General features: G+C 68.2%; 12 protein-coding genes. 10 read left to right on the forward strand and 2 right to left on the reverse strand.

The features are described from left to right. Positions 1–306: 306 nt before the first annotated feature. The gene (locus tag GPA27_RS25160; RefSeq protein WP_169143176.1) at positions 307–1,107 is read left to right on the forward strand and encodes an endonuclease/exonuclease/phosphatase family protein; all 801 of its coding nucleotides are present in this window, start codon (positions 307–309) and stop codon (positions 1,105–1,107) included. Here GPA27_RS25160 and GPA27_RS25165 read toward each other — a convergent pair. Further along, positions 1,094–1,768: a carbonic anhydrase family protein gene (locus GPA27_RS25165; protein WP_169143177.1), complete on the reverse strand. Its 675-nt coding sequence runs from the start codon at positions 1,766–1,768 to the stop codon at positions 1,094–1,096. The genes GPA27_RS25160 and GPA27_RS25165 overlap by 14 nt on opposite strands. Before the next feature lie 106 nt (positions 1,769–1,874). On the opposite strand from GPA27_RS25165, the gene GPA27_RS25170 reads away from it, so the two are divergent. After that, positions 1,875–2,813 (forward strand): LysR family transcriptional regulator, encoded by a 939-nt coding sequence (locus tag GPA27_RS25170; protein ID WP_169143178.1) that lies wholly within the window; start codon positions 1,875–1,877, stop codon positions 2,811–2,813. Positions 2,814–2,943: 130 nt separating this feature from the next. Here the strand turns inward: GPA27_RS25170 and GPA27_RS25175 are convergent, their stop codons facing one another. Beyond that, positions 2,944–4,779, reverse strand: a complete 1,836-nt coding sequence (locus GPA27_RS25175; protein ID WP_169143179.1) for a fibronectin type III domain-containing protein — start codon at positions 4,777–4,779, stop codon at positions 2,944–2,946. Positions 4,780–4,966: 187 nt separating this feature from the next. Between GPA27_RS25175 and GPA27_RS25180 the strand changes: the two genes are divergently transcribed. From GPA27_RS25180 to GPA27_RS25215, 8 genes are all read left to right on the forward strand, one after another. Further along, a complete protein-coding gene (locus GPA27_RS25180; RefSeq protein ID WP_169143180.1) occupies positions 4,967–5,671 on the forward strand; it encodes a TetR/AcrR family transcriptional regulator in 705 nt (234 codons plus the stop codon). 74 nt (positions 5,672–5,745) lie between these two features. Next, a complete protein-coding gene (locus tag GPA27_RS25185) occupies positions 5,746–8,235 on the forward strand; it encodes an acyl-CoA dehydrogenase (RefSeq protein ID WP_169143181.1) in 2,490 nt (829 codons plus the stop codon). 11 nt (positions 8,236–8,246) lie between these two features. Beyond that, the gene (locus tag GPA27_RS25190) at positions 8,247–9,527 is read left to right on the forward strand and encodes an acetyl-CoA C-acetyltransferase (protein WP_169143187.1); all 1,281 of its coding nucleotides are present in this window, start codon (positions 8,247–8,249) and stop codon (positions 9,525–9,527) included. After that, positions 9,527–11,518 (forward strand): 3-hydroxyacyl-CoA dehydrogenase NAD-binding domain-containing protein, encoded by a 1,992-nt coding sequence (locus GPA27_RS25195; RefSeq protein WP_169143182.1) that lies wholly within the window; start codon positions 9,527–9,529, stop codon positions 11,516–11,518. The genes GPA27_RS25190 and GPA27_RS25195 overlap by 1 nt, the downstream gene beginning before the upstream one ends. Before the next feature lie 16 nt (positions 11,519–11,534). Continuing rightward, positions 11,535–11,942: an acyl-CoA thioesterase gene (locus tag GPA27_RS25200; RefSeq protein WP_169143183.1), complete on the forward strand. Its 408-nt coding sequence runs from the start codon at positions 11,535–11,537 to the stop codon at positions 11,940–11,942. A 125-nt stretch (positions 11,943–12,067) separates the two neighbouring features. Next, positions 12,068–13,384 (forward strand): OmpP1/FadL family transporter, encoded by a 1,317-nt coding sequence (locus GPA27_RS25205; protein ID WP_169143184.1) that lies wholly within the window; start codon positions 12,068–12,070, stop codon positions 13,382–13,384. A 149-nt stretch (positions 13,385–13,533) separates the two neighbouring features. Then, on the forward strand, positions 13,534–15,915 hold the full coding sequence (locus GPA27_RS25210; protein ID WP_169143185.1) for a 3-hydroxyacyl-CoA dehydrogenase/enoyl-CoA hydratase family protein: 2,382 nt from the start codon (positions 13,534–13,536) through the stop codon (positions 15,913–15,915). A 26-nt stretch (positions 15,916–15,941) separates the two neighbouring features. Next, complete coding sequence (locus GPA27_RS25215; RefSeq protein ID WP_169143186.1) at positions 15,942–17,141, forward strand: acetyl-CoA C-acyltransferase; 1,200 nt, start codon at positions 15,942–15,944, stop codon at positions 17,139–17,141. Positions 17,142–17,143 lie beyond the last annotated feature (2 nt).

Here is a 17,143-nt window from a genome sequence, read left to right on the forward strand (position 1 = left end):
GGATTCCTGCGGCGGTTCGGCGGTGACCATCAGCCGTCTCCCGCCGGCCGTGGCGAGCCGGACGTGCGCGCTACTGCGACCTTGCCGTCGAGGCGCGAGCGGGCCGCCGCGCACGGGCGCCGCCCTGCCACCCCTCCGTTGGCAAGCATCGCTGCAACGAACATCTGGCCGTCCCCGTCGCGTGAAAGTATTGTTGCGATGCTTAGACTATCGCAATCGGGCTCAATACAACCGTGATCTAAGTAGCAGGCCCGCGGAGCGCCGGGGCACGGGGCGTCACCTCACGGGATCGCGGCGGAGGAGAACATGCAGCTCAGGGTGATGTCCTTCAATATCCGCTGCGCGTCGGCGCCGGACGGGGAGCACGCGTGGGCGTACCGCAAGGACCTTGTGATCGAGCGCATCCGTGCCTTCGACCCCGACCTGCTGGGCCTGCAGGAGTGCCGCGACGACGAGCAGGCGGCCTTCGTGCGTGCGGCCCTGCCGGACTACGAATTCGTCGGCGTGCATCGTCTCGGCGAAGGCGATTCGGCGATCGAGATGGCGCCGCTACTGTACCGGCGCGCCGCCTTCGTGGAGATCGCGCGCGGCCATTTCTGGCTCGCCGACGAGCCGGACACGCCCGGGCGCCAGTCCTGGGGGGCGGCCTATCCGCGCACCGCGAGCTGGGTGAGGCTGCAGCCGCGAGCGTCCGGTGCGCCGCCGGTCGTCTTCCTGAACACCCATTTCGACTACCAGGGCACGGCGCGCGAAGCGTCGGCGCGCCTGCTGCGACGCTGGGTGCAGGCGCTTCCGGGGGGCGAGGGCGTCGTCGTCACGGGCGATTTCAACGCCGAGCGCGACTCGGAAGCTTTCCGCGAGCTCACCGCCGGCGGCGCGCTGCGCGAAGTGCTGCTGGAAGCGGGGTCGGCGATCGGCACCTATCACGACTATGGCCGTGCCCCGGAGCGCGAGGCGGTCGACTGGATCCTCGCCTCGCCGCACTTGCGCACCGAAGCGGCCGGCGCCGACACCTGGTGCGCGGGCCGGCGCTATCCGTCCGACCACTTCCCGGTCACGGCGCGGCTCGCGTTCAGCCAGCCCGGGGGCGAAGCTAGCCGGCGATGAGCTGCATCGACGCGCTGTCGTGCAACCAGGTGTCGTCGAAGAACGTCACCTCGCCGCTGGCCAGGTCGTGTTTGCCGCCGATGATGCCGACCTTGCCGGCGGCGATCATGTGCTCGAGGATGTAGCTGCGGTTCACGATCGAGCGCACCGAGCGGCGCACGTTGAGGTCGGCCACGTTCTCGACGAACGCGGCGTTCTTCGAGTTGCGCTTCGCCGGATCGGCGGTCTGGCTCTCTTCGTACACGGCCGGCTGGATCTTCGACAGCAGCTCGGTCAGGTTGCCCAGCTCCACGTGGTCGCACGCGCCCTTGATTGCGCCGCACGAGGTGTGCCCGAGCACCACGATGAGCTTCGATCCGGCCACGTGGCAGGCGAATTCGAGGCTGCCGATGATGTCGGTGTTGATCACGTTGCCGGCGATGCGCACGGAGAAGATGTCGCCGAGGCCCTGGTCGAAAATGAGTTCGGCCGACGTGCGGCTGTCGATGCAGCTGACGATGGTGGCGAAGGGCCACTGGCCGTCGCGCGTCTCGTTGGCTTGTTGCAACAGGTCGCGGCTCATGCGCAGGTTGTTGACGAAGCGTGCGTTGCCCTCCCTGAGGAATTGCAGCGCAAGTGCGGGGGTGACGGTGGCCTGGGTTTCGGACGTATGCGTTTTCATCGAGGGCGCACCTCACCTTCAGACAATTGACGTTGGCCGCGATGTTACCGAAGGGTGAAAATAATTAATAATCGATATTCATGATGATGTACATCGAGAAAGCTCTATGAACGCCACCTTTCGCCAGCTTCGCCTGTTCCTTGCCCTTGCCGACCATGGCAGCATCACCGCCGCAGCCGAGGCCTGCCACGTCACCCAGCCCACCGTGTCGATGCAGCTGCGCGAGTTCGCCGATGCCGTCGGCCTGCCGCTGTACGAGCAGATCGGCAAGCGCCTCTACCTCACCGCGGCGGGCGAGGCGCTCGCGGAAACCGCGCGGGCGATGCTCAACGAGTGGCTCGCGTTCGAGCAGGCGATCGACGCGATGAAGGGGCTGGAGCGCGGGCGGCTGCGTGTCGCGCTGGTGAGCACGGCGAAGTACTTCGTGCCGCGCCTGCTGGGCAGTTTCTGCGCCGAGCACCCGAACATCGAGATCGCGCTCGAAGTGCTCAACCGCGACGGCGTCGTCGCCCGCCTGCGCGAGAACCGTGACGACCTCTACATCATGTCGATGCCGCCCGAGAACCTGGACCTCGAACGGCACGCCTTCCTGCCCAACCCGCTCGTCGTGATCGCCCCCGAAGGGCACCGACTGGCGGGGCACGGGCTCGAACTCGCCGACCTTGCGGCCGAGCGCTTCATCCTGCGCGAGCGCGGCTCCGGCACGCGCCTCGCGTGCGACGCGCATTTCGCGCGCAATGCCTTCGTGCCGGAAGTTCGCCTCGAACTCGGCAGCAACGAGGCGATCAAGCAGGCCGTCGCGGGTGGCCTCGGCCTCGCGGTGATCTCGCGTCACGCCCTGGCTGCGCGGCCCGCGGACGACCAGCTCGCGATTCTCGACGTCGCGGATTTTCCACTCCAGTCCAGCTGGTTCACGCTCCATCCGCGCGGCAAGCGGCTATCCCCGGTCGCGGCCGTCTTTCTCGGGCACCTCGAACGCACCGCGCGCGAATGGAGCGAGCGGCGCGACCGGCGCAAGGTCGGCGAGCCGAATGCGCAGTCTTGATCCCTGATGCTCTCCGATCACACGAAGAAGGGATCGCCGCGGCGACGCTGTCGGTGCTGGCGCCGCCCGCCGACGACATGACCTGCGGCAACTGGGCGAAGGACGGCGACGAACGGGCGGCAGCAGGCCGTCAGGGCGTCTTTATCGCTGCGATATTCGAGTATCCGGAATTGCCGCCCTTGCCGGACGCCATTACGCGATACTGGTAGCGCGTCGCGCGCGCGACTGCGGGGTCGGTGTATTTCTGGGTATTGGCGGGCAGCGATGCGATGGCGGCGAAGTTGGTGCAGCCGATTCCGGTGCACCGTTCCACCGTGAAGCTCGTCTCGTTGCCGGCGCGGTCGAGCCAGCTCAGGCGCACCTCGACTGCCGGCCCGACCCGCTTGGCCTGCGCCTTGAGGTTGGAGGGAGCAAGGGGCGGCAGCGGCGGGGTCGTGACCGAGAGGGTGTTGGAGTAGGGCGAGGCGCCTGCGCCATTGAAGGCTCGGACGCGCCAGCTGTAGGTCACTTCGCTGGACAGCGCGCCGTCCACGTACGTCGATACGTTTTCGGCCAAGGTGGCGAGCACTGCCCAGCTGCCCGGGTTCGCGTCGCACACGGCCGCTGCGCCCGGGCAGCGTTCGACGGTGAATCCGGTCTCGTTCGTCGAATTGTCGCTCCAGCCAAGGTAGATGCTGTTCGGCTTGAGATCGAAGTAGCTCAGCGGCGTCGGTTGGGTGGGGACGAGCGTCGGGTCGCCCTGTGTAAGCCGGGCCGTCGTGCCGCCGACCACGTAGACGCTCCTGTCCGTGTTGCCGAGTGCGATGGCCTGGGCGTAGCCGTACGGGATGGTTCGTGTCCAGCCTGACGTGCCATCGACGTTGACGCGGGTCACCGCCATCTCGGACAGGGTGCCGGCGGCCAGGTAGGCGTTGTTGTCCACGTCCAGCAACATGTGGGCGTGGGCGAGCAGCGCGAGCGCTCCGTCTGCATCGAGGTTCGACCAGATCAAGGCGCCGTCCTTGTCGTTCAGTTTCACGAAGGCTGCGCCGGGGCTCCCACTGTTCGGGAATCCGCTCACCACCGCGCCATTGTCGCTGCCAGCTTCAATGCGGAAGCCCGCGAGCGGGTAGACGTTTTCCCAGAGGAGATCGCCAGCGGGGTCGAGTTTCTTGACGACAGTCCCGGGGTTGGCCACCCCGTACTGGCCGTGGACGACGTAGGTGTTGCCGAACGCGTCGCCAGCGGAATCGCCAACAGTGAGGCTGGCCACCGCCGGCAGACTCCACACGGCGTTGCCATTCAGGTCGATCTTGGCGTAGCCGTTGAAGCTCCCCGTGATGGAGCGCCCCGTGAGCAGGAGGTGGTGATCCGGGGTGAGCTTGAAGTTCACCGCCGCGCCGATGCCGGCGGAATCGAAGTACGACCATAGCGCCGTGCCATCCGGGTCGAATTTCTTGACCTTGGTTACCCGCCCGTTGGGGCCGCTGCCCATGCCGAACACGTAAACATTGTCGGAGCGGTCAACGAGGCACTTCTTCACGGACGAGCCGTCGAACCCGCTTTCGAACACGCGCCGCCAGACCAGGGCCCCGTTGGCGTCGAACTTCATGACGATGCTGGCTGCTTCCACGGGGTTGGAGTAGCCGGACATGAGGGTGCCGCAGACGATGGCGTTGCCGACGCTGTCGGCGACGACCCAGCTCGCGCGTTCCCACTTGGTTGAGTCGGTCTGGTCGTAAGAGGCGACCCAGGCATGGGTGCCGTTGGAATGGCGCTTCGTCAGCGTCATCTCCGCGCCGAGCGCCTGCTCGTGGTCCACCGTATACACGGAGTCATTCGCATCCAGCGCGACCGAGACGCCGCGGGTCTGCTGCAACCATGCGAGCGTCGCGTCCGCTGCGGCATAAGCCGGGAGAATCGCGCACAGCAGCGCAGGGACATACTGCGTCGCGATACGCCGCAGGGAGGGAGGGCATGTGCTCATCATTTCACCTGCGCATGGTCTGAAGCCTTGTTGTTTCTAGCATGCGATTCACCTGACGGCACCATCGTGCCGCATGAAGTTTGATGTTGCTCAACATTCCGCGCCATGCCGTCCCGCGCATCAATATTTCTTGACTTCCCATCAATGAAACGTATGATTAAAACAATCGTTTGATTGATGAGCTGTCATGCGCGCACCCACCGAACGCCAGTCCGCCCCCGAAACCCGCGACCGCATCCTCGATGCGGCCGAGGCGCTGTTCGTCGAGCATGGCTTCGAGGCGACTTCGATGCGCATGATCACCGGGCAGGCCGGTGCCAACATCGCCGCGGTGAACTACCACTTCGGCAGCAAGGACGCGCTGATCCAGGAAGTCTTCAAGCGCCGGCTCACGGAGTTGAACCGGCGCCGCCTCGCGGCGCTCGACCGGCTGGAGGCTGAGGCGGGCGGGGCGGCGTTGAAGCCCAGCCGCATCGTCGAGGCCTTCTTCGGCACCGCGCTGGAGATGGCAGCGGATACCGCGCACGGCGGCCACACTTTCATGCGTCTGCTCGGTCGTACCTATACCGAGCCCAACGGTTTCGTGCGCCAGTTCCTCGCCGAGGAATACGCCGAGGCGGTCGAGCGCTTCCTCGCTGCGCTGTACCGCGCGCTGCCCGACGTGCCGCGGGAGGAGATCCTGTGGCGCTTCCATTTCATGATGGGGGCGATGTCCTACGCGATCGCCGGCACCGACGCGCTGCAGCTCTTCGCCGGCAAGTTCGATGACGCCGATCCCGAGCGGCTGTTGCCGCGCCTGATGTCCTTCCTGCTCGGCGGCCTGCGCGCGCCGCTGCCGGGGCAGGGGGTGCCGGGCGAGAACGGGAAGGGTGCGCCCCGCACTCAGAACTGAACTTTGACCTGTCCCGATGTGCATGGCGGCGCAGACCGCCCCGGGACGGATCCTGAACGATCGAGGAGACGACAATGATCTGGTGGTTCATCGCTTTGCTCCCTCCCTTGGCAATCGCGCTCGCCTACGGGCGAGCGCCCCTTTTTGCCTGGGCGGGTGTCGGACTGGTCTGGCTGGCCGCGGCCGGCTGGGCCGGAGGCTGGGCGCCGGCGGCGATCGTCGCGGCGCTGGTGGTGTTCGCGGGCGTGATGGCGGTCTTCCTGCTGCGGCCCGTGCGCCGCGCGCTGGTGACCGCGCCGGTGTTCCGCGCCTTCCGCGCGGCGCTGCCGTCGATGTCGCAGACCGAGCGCGACGCGCTGGAGGCTGGCACGGTGTGGTGGGAGGGCGAGCTCTTCCGCGGCGCGCCGGCGTGGTCGAAGCTGCTCGCCTATCCGTGGCCGAAGCTCACCGCCGAGGAGCGCGCCTTCCTCGACAATGAGACCGGCGAGCTGTGCCGGCTCACCAACGACTGGCAGGACAACCTGCGCCAGGACCTGTCGCCCGAGGTGTGGCAGTACATCAAGGACAAGGGCTTCCTCGGCATGATCATCCCGAAGGAGTACGGCGGGAAGGGCTTCTCGGCCTATGCGCACTCGCAGGTCGTGACCAAGCTGTCGACGCGCGCGTCCGCCCCTGCGATCACGGTGATGGTGCCGAACTCGCTCGGGCCGGCGGAGTTGCTGCTGCACTACGGCACGCCGGAGCAGAAATCCCATTACCTGCCGCGGCTGGCGAAGGGGCTGGAGATCCCGGCCTTCGCGCTGACGAGCCCGTGGGCGGGGTCGGACGCCGCGTCGATTCCCGATGCGGGCGTCGTCTGCAAGGGAACGTGGCAGGGGCGCGAGGTGCTGGGTATGCGTGTGTCCTTCGACAAGCGCTACATCACGCTCGCGCCGGTGTGCACGGTGTTCGGGCTGGCGTTCCGCCTGTACGACCCGGACGGCCTGCTCGGTGCCGAGGCGGATCTCGGCATCACCTGCGCGCTGGTGCCGGCCGAGCACCCGGGCGTCGATACCGGCCGTCGCCACTTCCCGCTCAACGGCATCTGGATGAACGGGCCGGTGCGGGGAAAGGACGTCTTCATGCCGCTCGACTTCATCATCGGCGGGCCGAAGATGGCCGGGCAGGGCTGGCGCATGCTGATGGAGTGCCTCGCGGCGGGCCGTTCGATCTCGCTGCCGGGTTCCAACACCGGCATGCAGAAGATGACCGCGCGTGCGGTCGGCGCCTATGCGCGGGTGCGCTACCAGTTCAAGACCGCGATCGGTCGCTTCGAGGGCGTCGAGGAGGCGCTGACGCGAATCGGCGCGAACACCTATCTCAGCGACGCGGCGCGCGTGATGACGGCAGGCGCGATCGACCTCGGCGAGAAGCCCTCGGTGGTGTCCGCGATCGTGAAGTACCACGTCACCGAGCGCGCGCGCCAGACCGTCAATGACGGCATGGACGTGATCGGCGGCAAGGGCATCTGCCTCGGGCCGCAGAACATGCTGGGGCGCGCCTACCAGCAGATTCCGGTGGGCATCACGGTCGAGGGCGCGAACATCCTCACGCGCAGCCTGATCCTCTTCGGCCAGGGTGCGATCCGCTGCCATCCCTATGTGCTCGACGAGATGCACGCGGCGCAAACGAAGGACCTCGCCGCCTTCGACGAGGCCTTGTGGGGCCACGTCGGCTACACGGTGTCGAACGCCGCGCGTGCGCTGGTGATGGGGCTCACCGGCTCGCACTTTGTCGGCGTGCCGGAGAACGTCGCCCCCGAGACGCGGCGCTACTACCAGCAGCTCACGCGTTTCTCGGCCGCCTTCGCCTTCCTCTCGGACATCTCGATGGGGACGATGGGCGGCGCGCTGAAGCGCAAGGAGAAACTCTCGGCGCGCCTCGGCGACATCTTGTCGCTGATGTACCTCGCCTCGGCGGTGCTGCGCCGCTACGAGGCCGAAGGGCGGCAGGCCGCGGATGCGCCGCTGATGCACTGGGCGATCTGGGACTGCATGTTCAAGGCGCAGAACGCCTTCGAGGGCGTGATCGCGAACTTCCCGAACCGCGTCTTCGCGACGCTGCTGCGCCGCGTCGTGGTGTTCCCGCTCGGGCGGCCCTACGTCGTGCCGTCCGACCAGTTGGGGCACGAGGTCGCGAAGCTGTTGATCGAGCCTTCGCCGACGCGCGACCGCCTGACCTCCGACGTGTATCTCGCCAGCGACGTCGAGGAGCCGATCGGCTCGCTGGAAGCCGCGCTCGCCGCGACCGTCGCGGCCGAGCCGATCGAGGCCAAGGTGCGTCACGCGCAGAAGGCGGGGCGTTTCGAGCCGGGGCTGATGATCGGCGGCGGCGTCGATGCGGTGTGGCAGCGGGCGCTGGAAGCCGGCGTGATCACCGCCGACGAGTTCGCGCTGCTGAAGCGCCGCGGCGAGCTGCGCGACAAGGTGATCCGCGTCGACGACTTCCCCTACGACTTCGGCCTGCGCGCCGCGCTCGCGCAGATCGAGCCGCAGGCATCCGCCTCGGTCAAGGCCGCCGCATGAGCCGCAACAGCATGAGTCGCGACATCTTCATCATCGACGGCGCGCGCACGCCCTTCCTGAAGTCGCGCAACACGCCGGGGCCGTTCGCGGCCGCCGATCTCGCGACCGCTGCCGGGTCGGCGCTGCTCGCGCGTCAGCGCTTCGCGCCGGACGAGCTGGACGAGGTGATCCTCGGCTGCGCGAGCCCGTCGCCGGACGAAGTCAACATCGGCCGCGTCGTCGCGCTGCGCATGGGTTGCGGGCAGAAGGTGCCGGGCTGGACGGTGATGCGGAACTGCGCCTCGGGCATGCAGGCGCTCGACTCGGCGATCGCCAACATCCACGCGGGACGCTCGGAGCTCGTGCTCGCGGGCGGCGTCGATGCGCTGTCGCGCGCGCCGCTGCTGTTCTCCGATGCGATGGTGCGCTGGCTGTCGGGCTGGTACGCAACGAAGAGCGTCGGCGAGAAGTTCGCCGCGCTGCGCCGCTTCAGGCCCGGCTACCTCGCGCCGGTGATCGGCATCATGAAGGGCCTCACCGACCCGATCGTCGGCCAGCTGATGGGCCAGACCGCGGAGAACCTCGCGCACCGATTCGGCATCTCGCGCGCCGACATGGACGCCTTCGCGGCGCGCAGCCATGCCCGCGTGCTCGCCGCGCGTGAGGCTGGGCACTTCAGCGAGATTGTGCCGCTGATAAATCGCCACGGCACCGTGTTTGCGGACGACGACGGTGTGCGCGCGGACTCGACCCCCGCGAACCTCGCGAAGCTGAAACCCTTCTTCGACCGCAAGTACGGCCGCGTGACCGCCGGCAACAGCTCGCAGATCACCGACGGCGCGGCCTGGCTGGTGCTCGCCTCCGCGGCGGCGGTCGAGCGCCACGGCCTGACGCCGCTCGGGCGCATCGCCGACAGCCAGTGGGCGGGCCTCGACCCCGCGCAGATGGGCCTCGGGCCGGTGCATGCGGCGACACCGCTGCTGCAGCGCCACGGGTTGGGGCTCGCCGACATCGACGCGTGGGAGATCAACGAGGCCTTCGCCGCGCAGGTCATCGCGTGCGTACGTGCGTGGGACGACGCGGACTACTGCCGCGATGAGCTGGGCCTTGCCGACGCCTTCGGGCGCCTCGACGAAGCGAAGCTCAACATCGATGGCGGCGCGATCGCGCAGGGCCACCCCGTCGGCGCGAGCGGCGCGCGCATCGTACTGCATCTCTTGAACGTGCTGCGGCGGCAGGGCTGGAAGCGTGGCGTCGCGAGCATCTGCATCGGCGGCGGGCAGGGCGGCGCGATGCTGGTGGAGGCGCTGTGATGAGCGAATTCAGGCATCTGGTGCTTGCGCGCAAGGGCGATGAAGAGGGCCTCGCGTGGCTGTATCTCGACCGCGCGGATGCGAGCACCAACACCTTGTCGCGCGAACTGCTCGACGAGCTGGCCGCGGCCTTCGCGCAGCTCGAAGCCGATCCGCCGACAGGGCTGATCATCGCGTCGGCGAAGCCGGCCGGATTCGTCGCCGGCGCCGACATCGAGGAATTCACGCGCATAGCCTCGGCCGAGGGCGCGCGCGATCTGGTGCAGCGCGGCTGGGAGCTCTTCAACTGGCTCGCGCGCCTGAAGTTTCCGACGCTGGCGCTGATTCGTGGCCATTGTCTCGGCGGCGGGCTGGAGCTCGCGCTCGCGTGCCGCTACCGTATCGTCGTCGATGAGCCCGCGACGAAGCTCGCGCTGCCCGAGGTGATGCTGGGCATCGTCCCCGGCTGGGGCGGCATGAAGCGCCTGCCCGAGCTGATCGGCCCGGCGGCGGCGCTCGACATGATGCTCACCGGCAAGAGCGTGGACGCACGCCGCGCGCACAAGCTGGGCCTTGCCGACGAATGTGTGCCGCCGCGCGTGATGGAGAACGCCGCGCGCATGCTGGTGCGCTCCGGCCAGGCGCGGCGCGCGCTGCCCTTCGGACAAAAGCTGCTGAACGGGCCGCTGAAGGCGATCGTCGCGAACAAGGCGCGCCGGCAGGTCGCCGCGAAGGCGCGGCGCGAGCACTACCCGGCGCCCTACGCGATCCTCGACAGCTGGCGCAAATATGGCGGCAACGCGCTCGCGGTGCCGGCGGACGATCCGGCTTCGCTGGAGGCGATCTTCCGCTCGCCGACCGCGAAGAACCTCGTGCGCGTGTTCTTCCTGCAGGAGCGGCTGAAGGGTTTCGGCAAGGACAATGATTTCGCCCCGCGCCACGTGCACGTCGTCGGCGCCGGCGTGATGGGCGGCGACATCGCCGCGCTGTGCGCGTTCGTGGGCATGACGGTGACGCTGCAGGACCAGTCCGTCGAGCGCATCGCGCCGGCGGTCGCGCGCGCCGCGAAGTTCTTCGAGCGCAAGTTCCGCGGCGACCGGCGGCAGGTGCGTTTCGCGCTCGACCGCCTGATCCCCGACCCGCAGGGGCACGGCGCCGCGCGCGCGGACCTCGTGATCGAGGCGATCTTCGAGAACCTGGAGGCGAAGCGTGCGCTGTTCGCCGACCTCGAACGGCGCGCGAAGCCCGACACGGTGCTCGCGACGAACACCTCCAGCCTGCGCATCGAGGACATCGCGACCGCGCTCGCGGATCCGCGCCGCCTCGTCGGCATCCACTTCTTCAACCCGGTCGCGCTGATGCCACTCGTCGAAGTCGTGCGCGGCGAGGCGTCCGACGACGCGGCGCTGCGCCGCGCGGCGGCCTTCGTGCGGCGCATCGACAAGCTGCCGCTGCCGGTGAAGAGCGCGCCGGGCTTCCTCGTGAACGCCGTGCTGGGCCCCTACATGCTGGAGGCGCTGCGCTGCGTCGACGAGGGGTTGTCACCCGAGATGGTCGACGCCGCGCTGGTCGCCTTCGGCATGCCGATGGGGCCGGTCGAGTTGGTCGACACCGTCGGCCTGGACATCGCGGTCGCGGCCGGCAAGGCGCTCGCGGGCGAGGCCGCGGAGCCGCCGCGCCGGCTGATGGAGCTCGTCGCGGCCGGGCAGCTCGGCCGCAAGAGCGGCCAGGGCTACTACCGCTGGGCGGACGGCAAGGCGCAGAAGGGCGCGGTCGGGGCGATTCCTGCCGGGCTGGCGGAGCGCATCGTCGCGCCGCTCGTCGCGGCGGCACGGCGCTGTGTCGACCGCGGCGTGGTCGCCGACGCGGATCTCGCCGATGCCGGAGTGATATTCGGGACCGGCTTCACCCCCTTCACGGGCGGGCCGCTGACTTATTCCCCTGAATCGGGGGAAACATTGTCCGGCGCGGATTCTGGCGGCCGGGTTGGTGCTATCGTGCATGCTGGATGAGCATGAGGGGACTCTTATGAGCGACGACGCAGTCGAGCCGGTGAAACTGCCCGAGAACAAGCAGCCCGCCTTGCGCATGATGCCGATGCCGGCCGACGTGAATCCGGCGGGCGATGTGTTCGGCGGCTGGATCATGGCGATGGTCGACATCGCCGGGGCGATTCCCGCGCACCGGCGCGCGCGCTGCCGCACGGCGACGGTCGCGGTGAACTCCTTCGTCTTCAAGCAGCCGGTCTCGGTCGGCGACCTTGTAAGTTTTTATGCCGAAGTGGTGTCCGTCGGCCGCACTTCCATCACTGTAGACGTCGAGGTGTATGCCGAGCGCGACCCCGAGAATCCGGTGGTCGTGAAGGTCACCGAGGCGACGCTGACTTACGTCGCGCTCGACGACAAGGGGCGCAAGCGGCCCGTTCCGCCCGCCTGAATTGCATCGAGAGGTTTCGCGCGGCCCCGCGGCGCCGGGTTCGCGTGGAGGTATTGGGAAGACCGCGCCGCGGTCCGGAGTGCAGCGCCGAGATTGCACAGACAATTCACGAGGAGATGTGACAGATGAAGAAAACCACGATTGCCCGCCTGCTGCCCGCCGCCCTGCTCGCACTCGGTTCGGGGGCCGCGTCCGCTGCGGGCTTCCAGTTGCTGGAGCAGAACGCGAGCGGCATCGGCAATGCCTACGCGGGTTCGGCGGCGGTGGCCGAGAACGCGAGCACGATCTTCTTCAACCCGGCGGGCATGACGCAGCTGCAGGCGCGCGAGGTCTCGCTGGGGGTGTCCGCGGTGCGGCCGAGCTTCGATTTCAAGAACAAGGGCAGCGTGATCCTGAACGCGCCGGCCCTTCCGACAAGTGGTGGCGGCGGAGACGCCGGCTCGTGGGCGGCCCTGCCGAACGGATACCTCTCCTGGGCGCTTAACAAGGATCTCTACGTCGGTGTCGGTCTCGGTGCGCCGTTCGGGTTGATCACCGAGTACGACGACGACTGGGTCGGGCGCGCGCAATCGATCAAGTTCGACCTCAAGACCTACAACATCAATCCCTCCATTGCGTTCCGCGTGAACGACAAGGTTTCGATCGGCGGCGGCGTCAGCTGGCAGCGTCTCGAAGCCGAGTACGAGCGCACCGTGTCGGTGCTGCCCAACGGCATCGCCCCGGTTCCGGGGCTGAGCTCGACCTTCGCGACACTGGACGCCGATTCGGACGCCTGGGGCTGGAACATCGGCGCGCTGTTCACGTTGTCGCCGTCGATGAAAGTCGGCGTGTCGTACCGCTCGACGGTCGATCACAAGCTCGAAGGCGATCTCAAGGTCGAAGGCCCGGCGACGGCGTTCGCCGGTGTCGTGCCGTCACTGCGCTCGGTCAAGGCCGAAGCCGACGTCGAATTGCCCGACACGTTCATCGTCAGCGTCACGCAGAAGCTCAACGACCGCTGGGAAATGCTCGGCGACCTGTCCTGGACCGGCTGGAGCAGCGTCGATGAGGTCGACATCGTGCGCACCTCCGGACCGCTTGCCGGCTCCGTCGCGCAGACGCTGGAAGCGGATTTCAAGGACACCTGGCGCGTCGCGCTCGGCGCGAACTACCTGCTCAACGATGCGTGGAAGCTGAAGTTCGGCATCGCCTACGACCAGACGCCGGTGAAGGACAAGGAGCGCCGCCTGACCTCGCTGCCGGACAACGACCGGACCTGGTTCAGCGCCGGCGCACAGTGGAAGCTCAGCAAGACGAACACGCTGGACCTCGGCGCAGCCTATCTCTACGTGCCCAAGACCAAGATCGACAACGACCAGACCGCCCTCGGTCGTGGTCGCGTGACCGGCGAATACACGTCCAGCGTGTGGATCCTCGGCGCGCAGTATTCGATGGCGTTCTGATCGGCCGACAGGTGGATGGCGGCCGCATCCGGTTGCCGTCCCTTTTCGCGGCATCCGCCGCAATCATCCGCTAAAAAGAAGAAAGCAGCATTCGCCGCGGGCAGCGTTCGCGCTGAATGCATGTCATGTGCATTGACCGGAGAGTTTGCATGAGCAATTTCATCATCCGCAAGGTTGCAGTGCTCGGCGCGGGCGTGATGGGCGCGCAGATCGCCGCCCACTGCGCGAACGCCGACGTGCCCGTGCTGCTGTTCGACCTGCCGGCGAAGGACGGCAAGCCCAACGCGATCGTCGACAAGGCGCTCGCCGGCCTGAAGAAGCTCGACCCCGCGCCGCTGGCGGCGAAGGATCGCGCGGGCTTCATCGACGCGGCGAACTACGGCAGCGACCTGGAAAAGCTGCGCGACTGCGACCTGATCATCGAGGCGATCGCCGAGAAGATGGAGTGGAAGCTGGACCTGTACGCGAAGGTCGCCCCCTTCATCCGCCCGGACGCGATCTTCGCGTCGAACACCTCGGGGCTGTCGATCAACGGCCTCGCCGAGGGCATGCCCGCCGCGCTGCGCGGGCGCTTCTGCGGCATCCACTTCTTCAATCCGCCGCGCTACATGTCGCTCGTCGAGCTGATCGCGACGCGCGACACCGAGGCGGCGATGCTCGACCAGCTCGAGAGCTGGCTCACGACGCGGCTCGGCAAATCCATCGTGCGCGCGAAGGACACGCCGAACTTCGTCGCCAACCGCGTCGGCGTGTTCTCGATCCTCGCGGTGATGCACCACACCGCGCGCCTGGGGCTGGGCTTCGACGAGGTCGACGGCCTGACCGGTCCGCTGATCGGTCGTCCGAAGAGTGCGACTTACCGCACCGCCGACGTGGTCGGCCTCGACACCCTCGCGCATGTCGTCGGCACGATGCAGGCGACGCTCCCGGACGACCCGTGGCACGCGCACTTCAAGACGCCCGAGTGGCTGCAGGCGCTGATTGCGAAGGGGGCGCTGGGGCAGAAGACGCGCGCGGGTATCTACCGCAAGGAAGGCAAGCAGATCCAGGTGCTGGACCTGAAGACCGGCGACTACCGCCCGAGCGCGGGCGACGTGATCCCGGCGGTCGAGACGATGCTCAAGATCAAGGATCCCGTCGAACGCTTCTCACTGCTGGCCGCGAGCGAGCTGCTGGAGGCGCAGTTCCTGTGGTCCATCTTCCGCGACGTGTTCCACTACTGCGCCGTGCATCTGGGCGACATCGCCGACAACGCGTGCGACATCGATCTGGCGATGCGCTGGGGCTTCGGCTGGTCGCAGGGGCCGTTCGAGACCTGGCAGGCGGCCGACTGGAGCGAGATCGCCAAGACGATCCAGCTCGACATCGACCACGGTCGCGCGATGGCGAAGGTGCCGATGCCGGCGTGGGTGTTCGAGCGCAAGGGAGTGCATGAGGCGGGCGGCTCGTATTCCGCGACGACGGCCACGCTGAAGCCGCGTTCGACGCTGCCGGTCTATAAGCGCCAGCTCTATCCGGAGCAGGTGCTGGGCGAGGCGCCGTCGGAGCGTGGCGAGACGCTGTGGGAGAACGATGGGGTCAGGTTGTGGACGCGCCCCGACCAGGACGCGCGCATCGGCATCCTGTCCTTCAAGTCGAAGCAGCACGCGATCGGCGACGAGGTGCTGGACGGGCTGCTGGAAGCCGTCGCGCGCGCCGAGACGGACCTCGACGGGATCGTGCTGTGGCATCCGGCGCCGTTTGCGGTCGGCGCGAACCTGCAGCAGGTCGTCGAGGCGTGCAGGGCCGGGCAGTTCGACATGCTGGAGCGCACCGTCGCGAAGTTCCAGCGCGCGTCGATGAGCCTCAAGCACGCGCAGGTGCCGGTCGTCGCGGCGATGCAGGGCATGGCGCTGGGCGGTGGCTGCGAGTTCGCGATGCATTCGGCGCACCGCGTGCTGGCGCTAGAGAGCTACGTCGGCCTCGTCGAGGCGGGCGTCGGCCTGATCCCGGCCGGTGGCGGCAGCAAGGAGTTCGCGCTGCAGGCGCACACCCTCGCGCAGAAGGCCGCGGGCGGCGACGTGTTCCCGTACATCCAGCAGAGTTTCCAGACGATCGCGATGGCGACCGTCGCGAAGAGCGCGCTGGAGGCGGTGCAGCTCGGCTTCGCCAAGCCCACCGACGACGTCGTGTTCCATCCGCAGGAACTCCTCTACGTCGGCATCCGGCGGGCGCGGGCGCTCGCGGAATCGGGCTACCGGCCGCCGCTGGTGCAGCGCGCGGTGACGGTCGCGGGCCGCAACGGCATCGCGACCTGCGAGCTGATGCTGGTGAACATGGCCGAGGGCGGCTTCATCTCGCCCTACGACTACAAGGTGGCGAAGGCCGCGGCCACGGCGCTGTGCGGCGGCGAGGTGGAGACGAATTCGCGCGTGTCCGAGGAGTGGATCCTCGACGTTGAGCGGGCGCTGTTCGTCGATCTGCTGAAGCAGGAGAAGACGCAGCAGCGCATCGCGCACACGCTCGAAACGGGCAAGCCCCTCAGGAATTAACCCTCGCAACGGATGGGGAAAACGACATGAGCAGACAGATTCAGGAAGCCTACATCGTCGCCGCGACGCGCACGCCGGTCGCCAAGCGGAACGGCCTGTTCCGCAGCGTGCGTCCGGACGACATGCTCGCGCACGTGCTGTCGTCGGTGGTGGCGAAGGTGCCGGGGCTCGACGCGCAGGAGATCGGCGACGTGATCGTCGGCTGCGCGATGCCGGAAGCGGAGCAGGGCATGAACGTCGCGCGCATCGGCCTGTTGCTGGCGGGCCTGCCCGACACGGTGCCGGGGGTCACGATCAACCGCTTCTGCGCCTCCGGCCTCCAAGCGGTCGCCGACGCCGCGGCGCGCATCCGGCTGGGCGAGGCGGAGGTGATGATCGCCGCGGGCACCGAGTCGATGAGCGCGATGCCGCAGATCATGGGCAACAAGGTGAGCCTCAACCCGGCGATCTTCGCCAGGCAGGAGAACGTCGGCATCGCCTTCGGCATGGGCCTGACGGCCGAGAAGGTCGCGCAGCAGTGGAAGGTGAACCGCGAGGACCAGGACACCTTCGCGCTGCATTCGAATCAGCGCGCGTGTGCGGCGATCGCGGCGGGCCTCTTCCGCAACGAGATCAGCCCCTACACGGTGCGTGCGCATGTGCCCGGCGAGGGTGGCGCGGTGCGCGTCGTCGAGCGCGTGGTCGATACCGACGAGGGGCCGCGCGCGGATGCATCGCTCGAATCGCTGGGCAAGCTGAAGCCGGTGTTCGCGGCACGCGGTTCGGTGACGGCGGGCAACAGTTCGCAGATGTCCGACGGCGCCGGGGCGGTGCTGCTGATGAGCGAGGCGGCGGTGAAGCGCTACGGGGTGACGCCGATCGCGCGCTTCGTCAGTTACTCCGTCGCGGGCGTGCCGCCGCAGATCATGGGGATCGGGCCGGTGGAGGCGATCCCGCGCGCGCTGAAGGCGGGCGGCGTCGCGCTCGGGGAGGTCGGCTGGATCGAGCTCAACGAGGCCTTCGCGGCGCAGGCGCTGGCGGTGATGCGGCAGTTGTCGCTCGACCCGGCGAAGGTCAATCCGCTCGGCGGCGCGATCGCGTTGGGGCATCCGCTCGGTGCGACCGGGGCAATCCGCACGGCGACGCTGATGAGCGCGATGCAACGGGATACATCCTTGCGCTACGGGATGATCTCGATGTGCATCGGGACCGGGATGGGGGCGGCGGGGGTGTTCGAGCGGGTTTGAAG

It is taken from the genome of Aromatoleum toluolicum, from assembly GCF_012911005.2.
GTDB classification, from domain to species: domain Bacteria; phylum Pseudomonadota; class Gammaproteobacteria; order Burkholderiales; family Rhodocyclaceae; genus Aromatoleum; species Aromatoleum toluolicum.

Bases quoted from the DNA above. Each gene is read 5' to 3' on its own strand.
- GPA27_RS25210 (WP_169143185.1), top strand. From the start codon at position 13,534: ATGAGCAATTTCATCATCCGCAAGGTTGCAGTGCTCGGCGCGGGCGTG.
- GPA27_RS25170 (WP_169143178.1), top strand. From the start codon at position 1,875: ATGAACGCCACCTTTCGCCAGCTTCGCCTGTTCCTTGCCCTTGCCGAC.
- GPA27_RS25195 (WP_169143182.1), top strand. From the start codon at position 9,527: ATGAGCGAATTCAGGCATCTGGTGCTTGCGCGCAAGGGCGATGAAGAG.
- GPA27_RS25160 (WP_169143176.1), top strand. From the start codon at position 307: ATGCAGCTCAGGGTGATGTCCTTCAATATCCGCTGCGCGTCGGCGCCG.
- GPA27_RS25175 (WP_169143179.1), bottom strand. From the start codon at position 4,779: ATGAGCACATGCCCTCCCTCCCTGCGGCGTATCGCGACGCAGTATGTC.
- GPA27_RS25185 (WP_169143181.1), top strand. From the start codon at position 5,746: ATGATCTGGTGGTTCATCGCTTTGCTCCCTCCCTTGGCAATCGCGCTC.
- GPA27_RS25205 (WP_169143184.1), top strand. From the start codon at position 12,068: ATGAAGAAAACCACGATTGCCCGCCTGCTGCCCGCCGCCCTGCTCGCA.
- GPA27_RS25215 (WP_169143186.1), top strand. From the start codon at position 15,942: ATGAGCAGACAGATTCAGGAAGCCTACATCGTCGCCGCGACGCGCACG.
- GPA27_RS25190 (WP_169143187.1), top strand. From the start codon at position 8,247: ATGAGTCGCGACATCTTCATCATCGACGGCGCGCGCACGCCCTTCCTG.
- GPA27_RS25180 (WP_169143180.1), top strand. From the start codon at position 4,967: ATGCGCGCACCCACCGAACGCCAGTCCGCCCCCGAAACCCGCGACCGC.
- GPA27_RS25200 (WP_169143183.1), top strand. From the start codon at position 11,535: ATGAGCGACGACGCAGTCGAGCCGGTGAAACTGCCCGAGAACAAGCAG.
- GPA27_RS25165 (WP_169143177.1), bottom strand. From the start codon at position 1,768: ATGAAAACGCATACGTCCGAAACCCAGGCCACCGTCACCCCCGCACTT.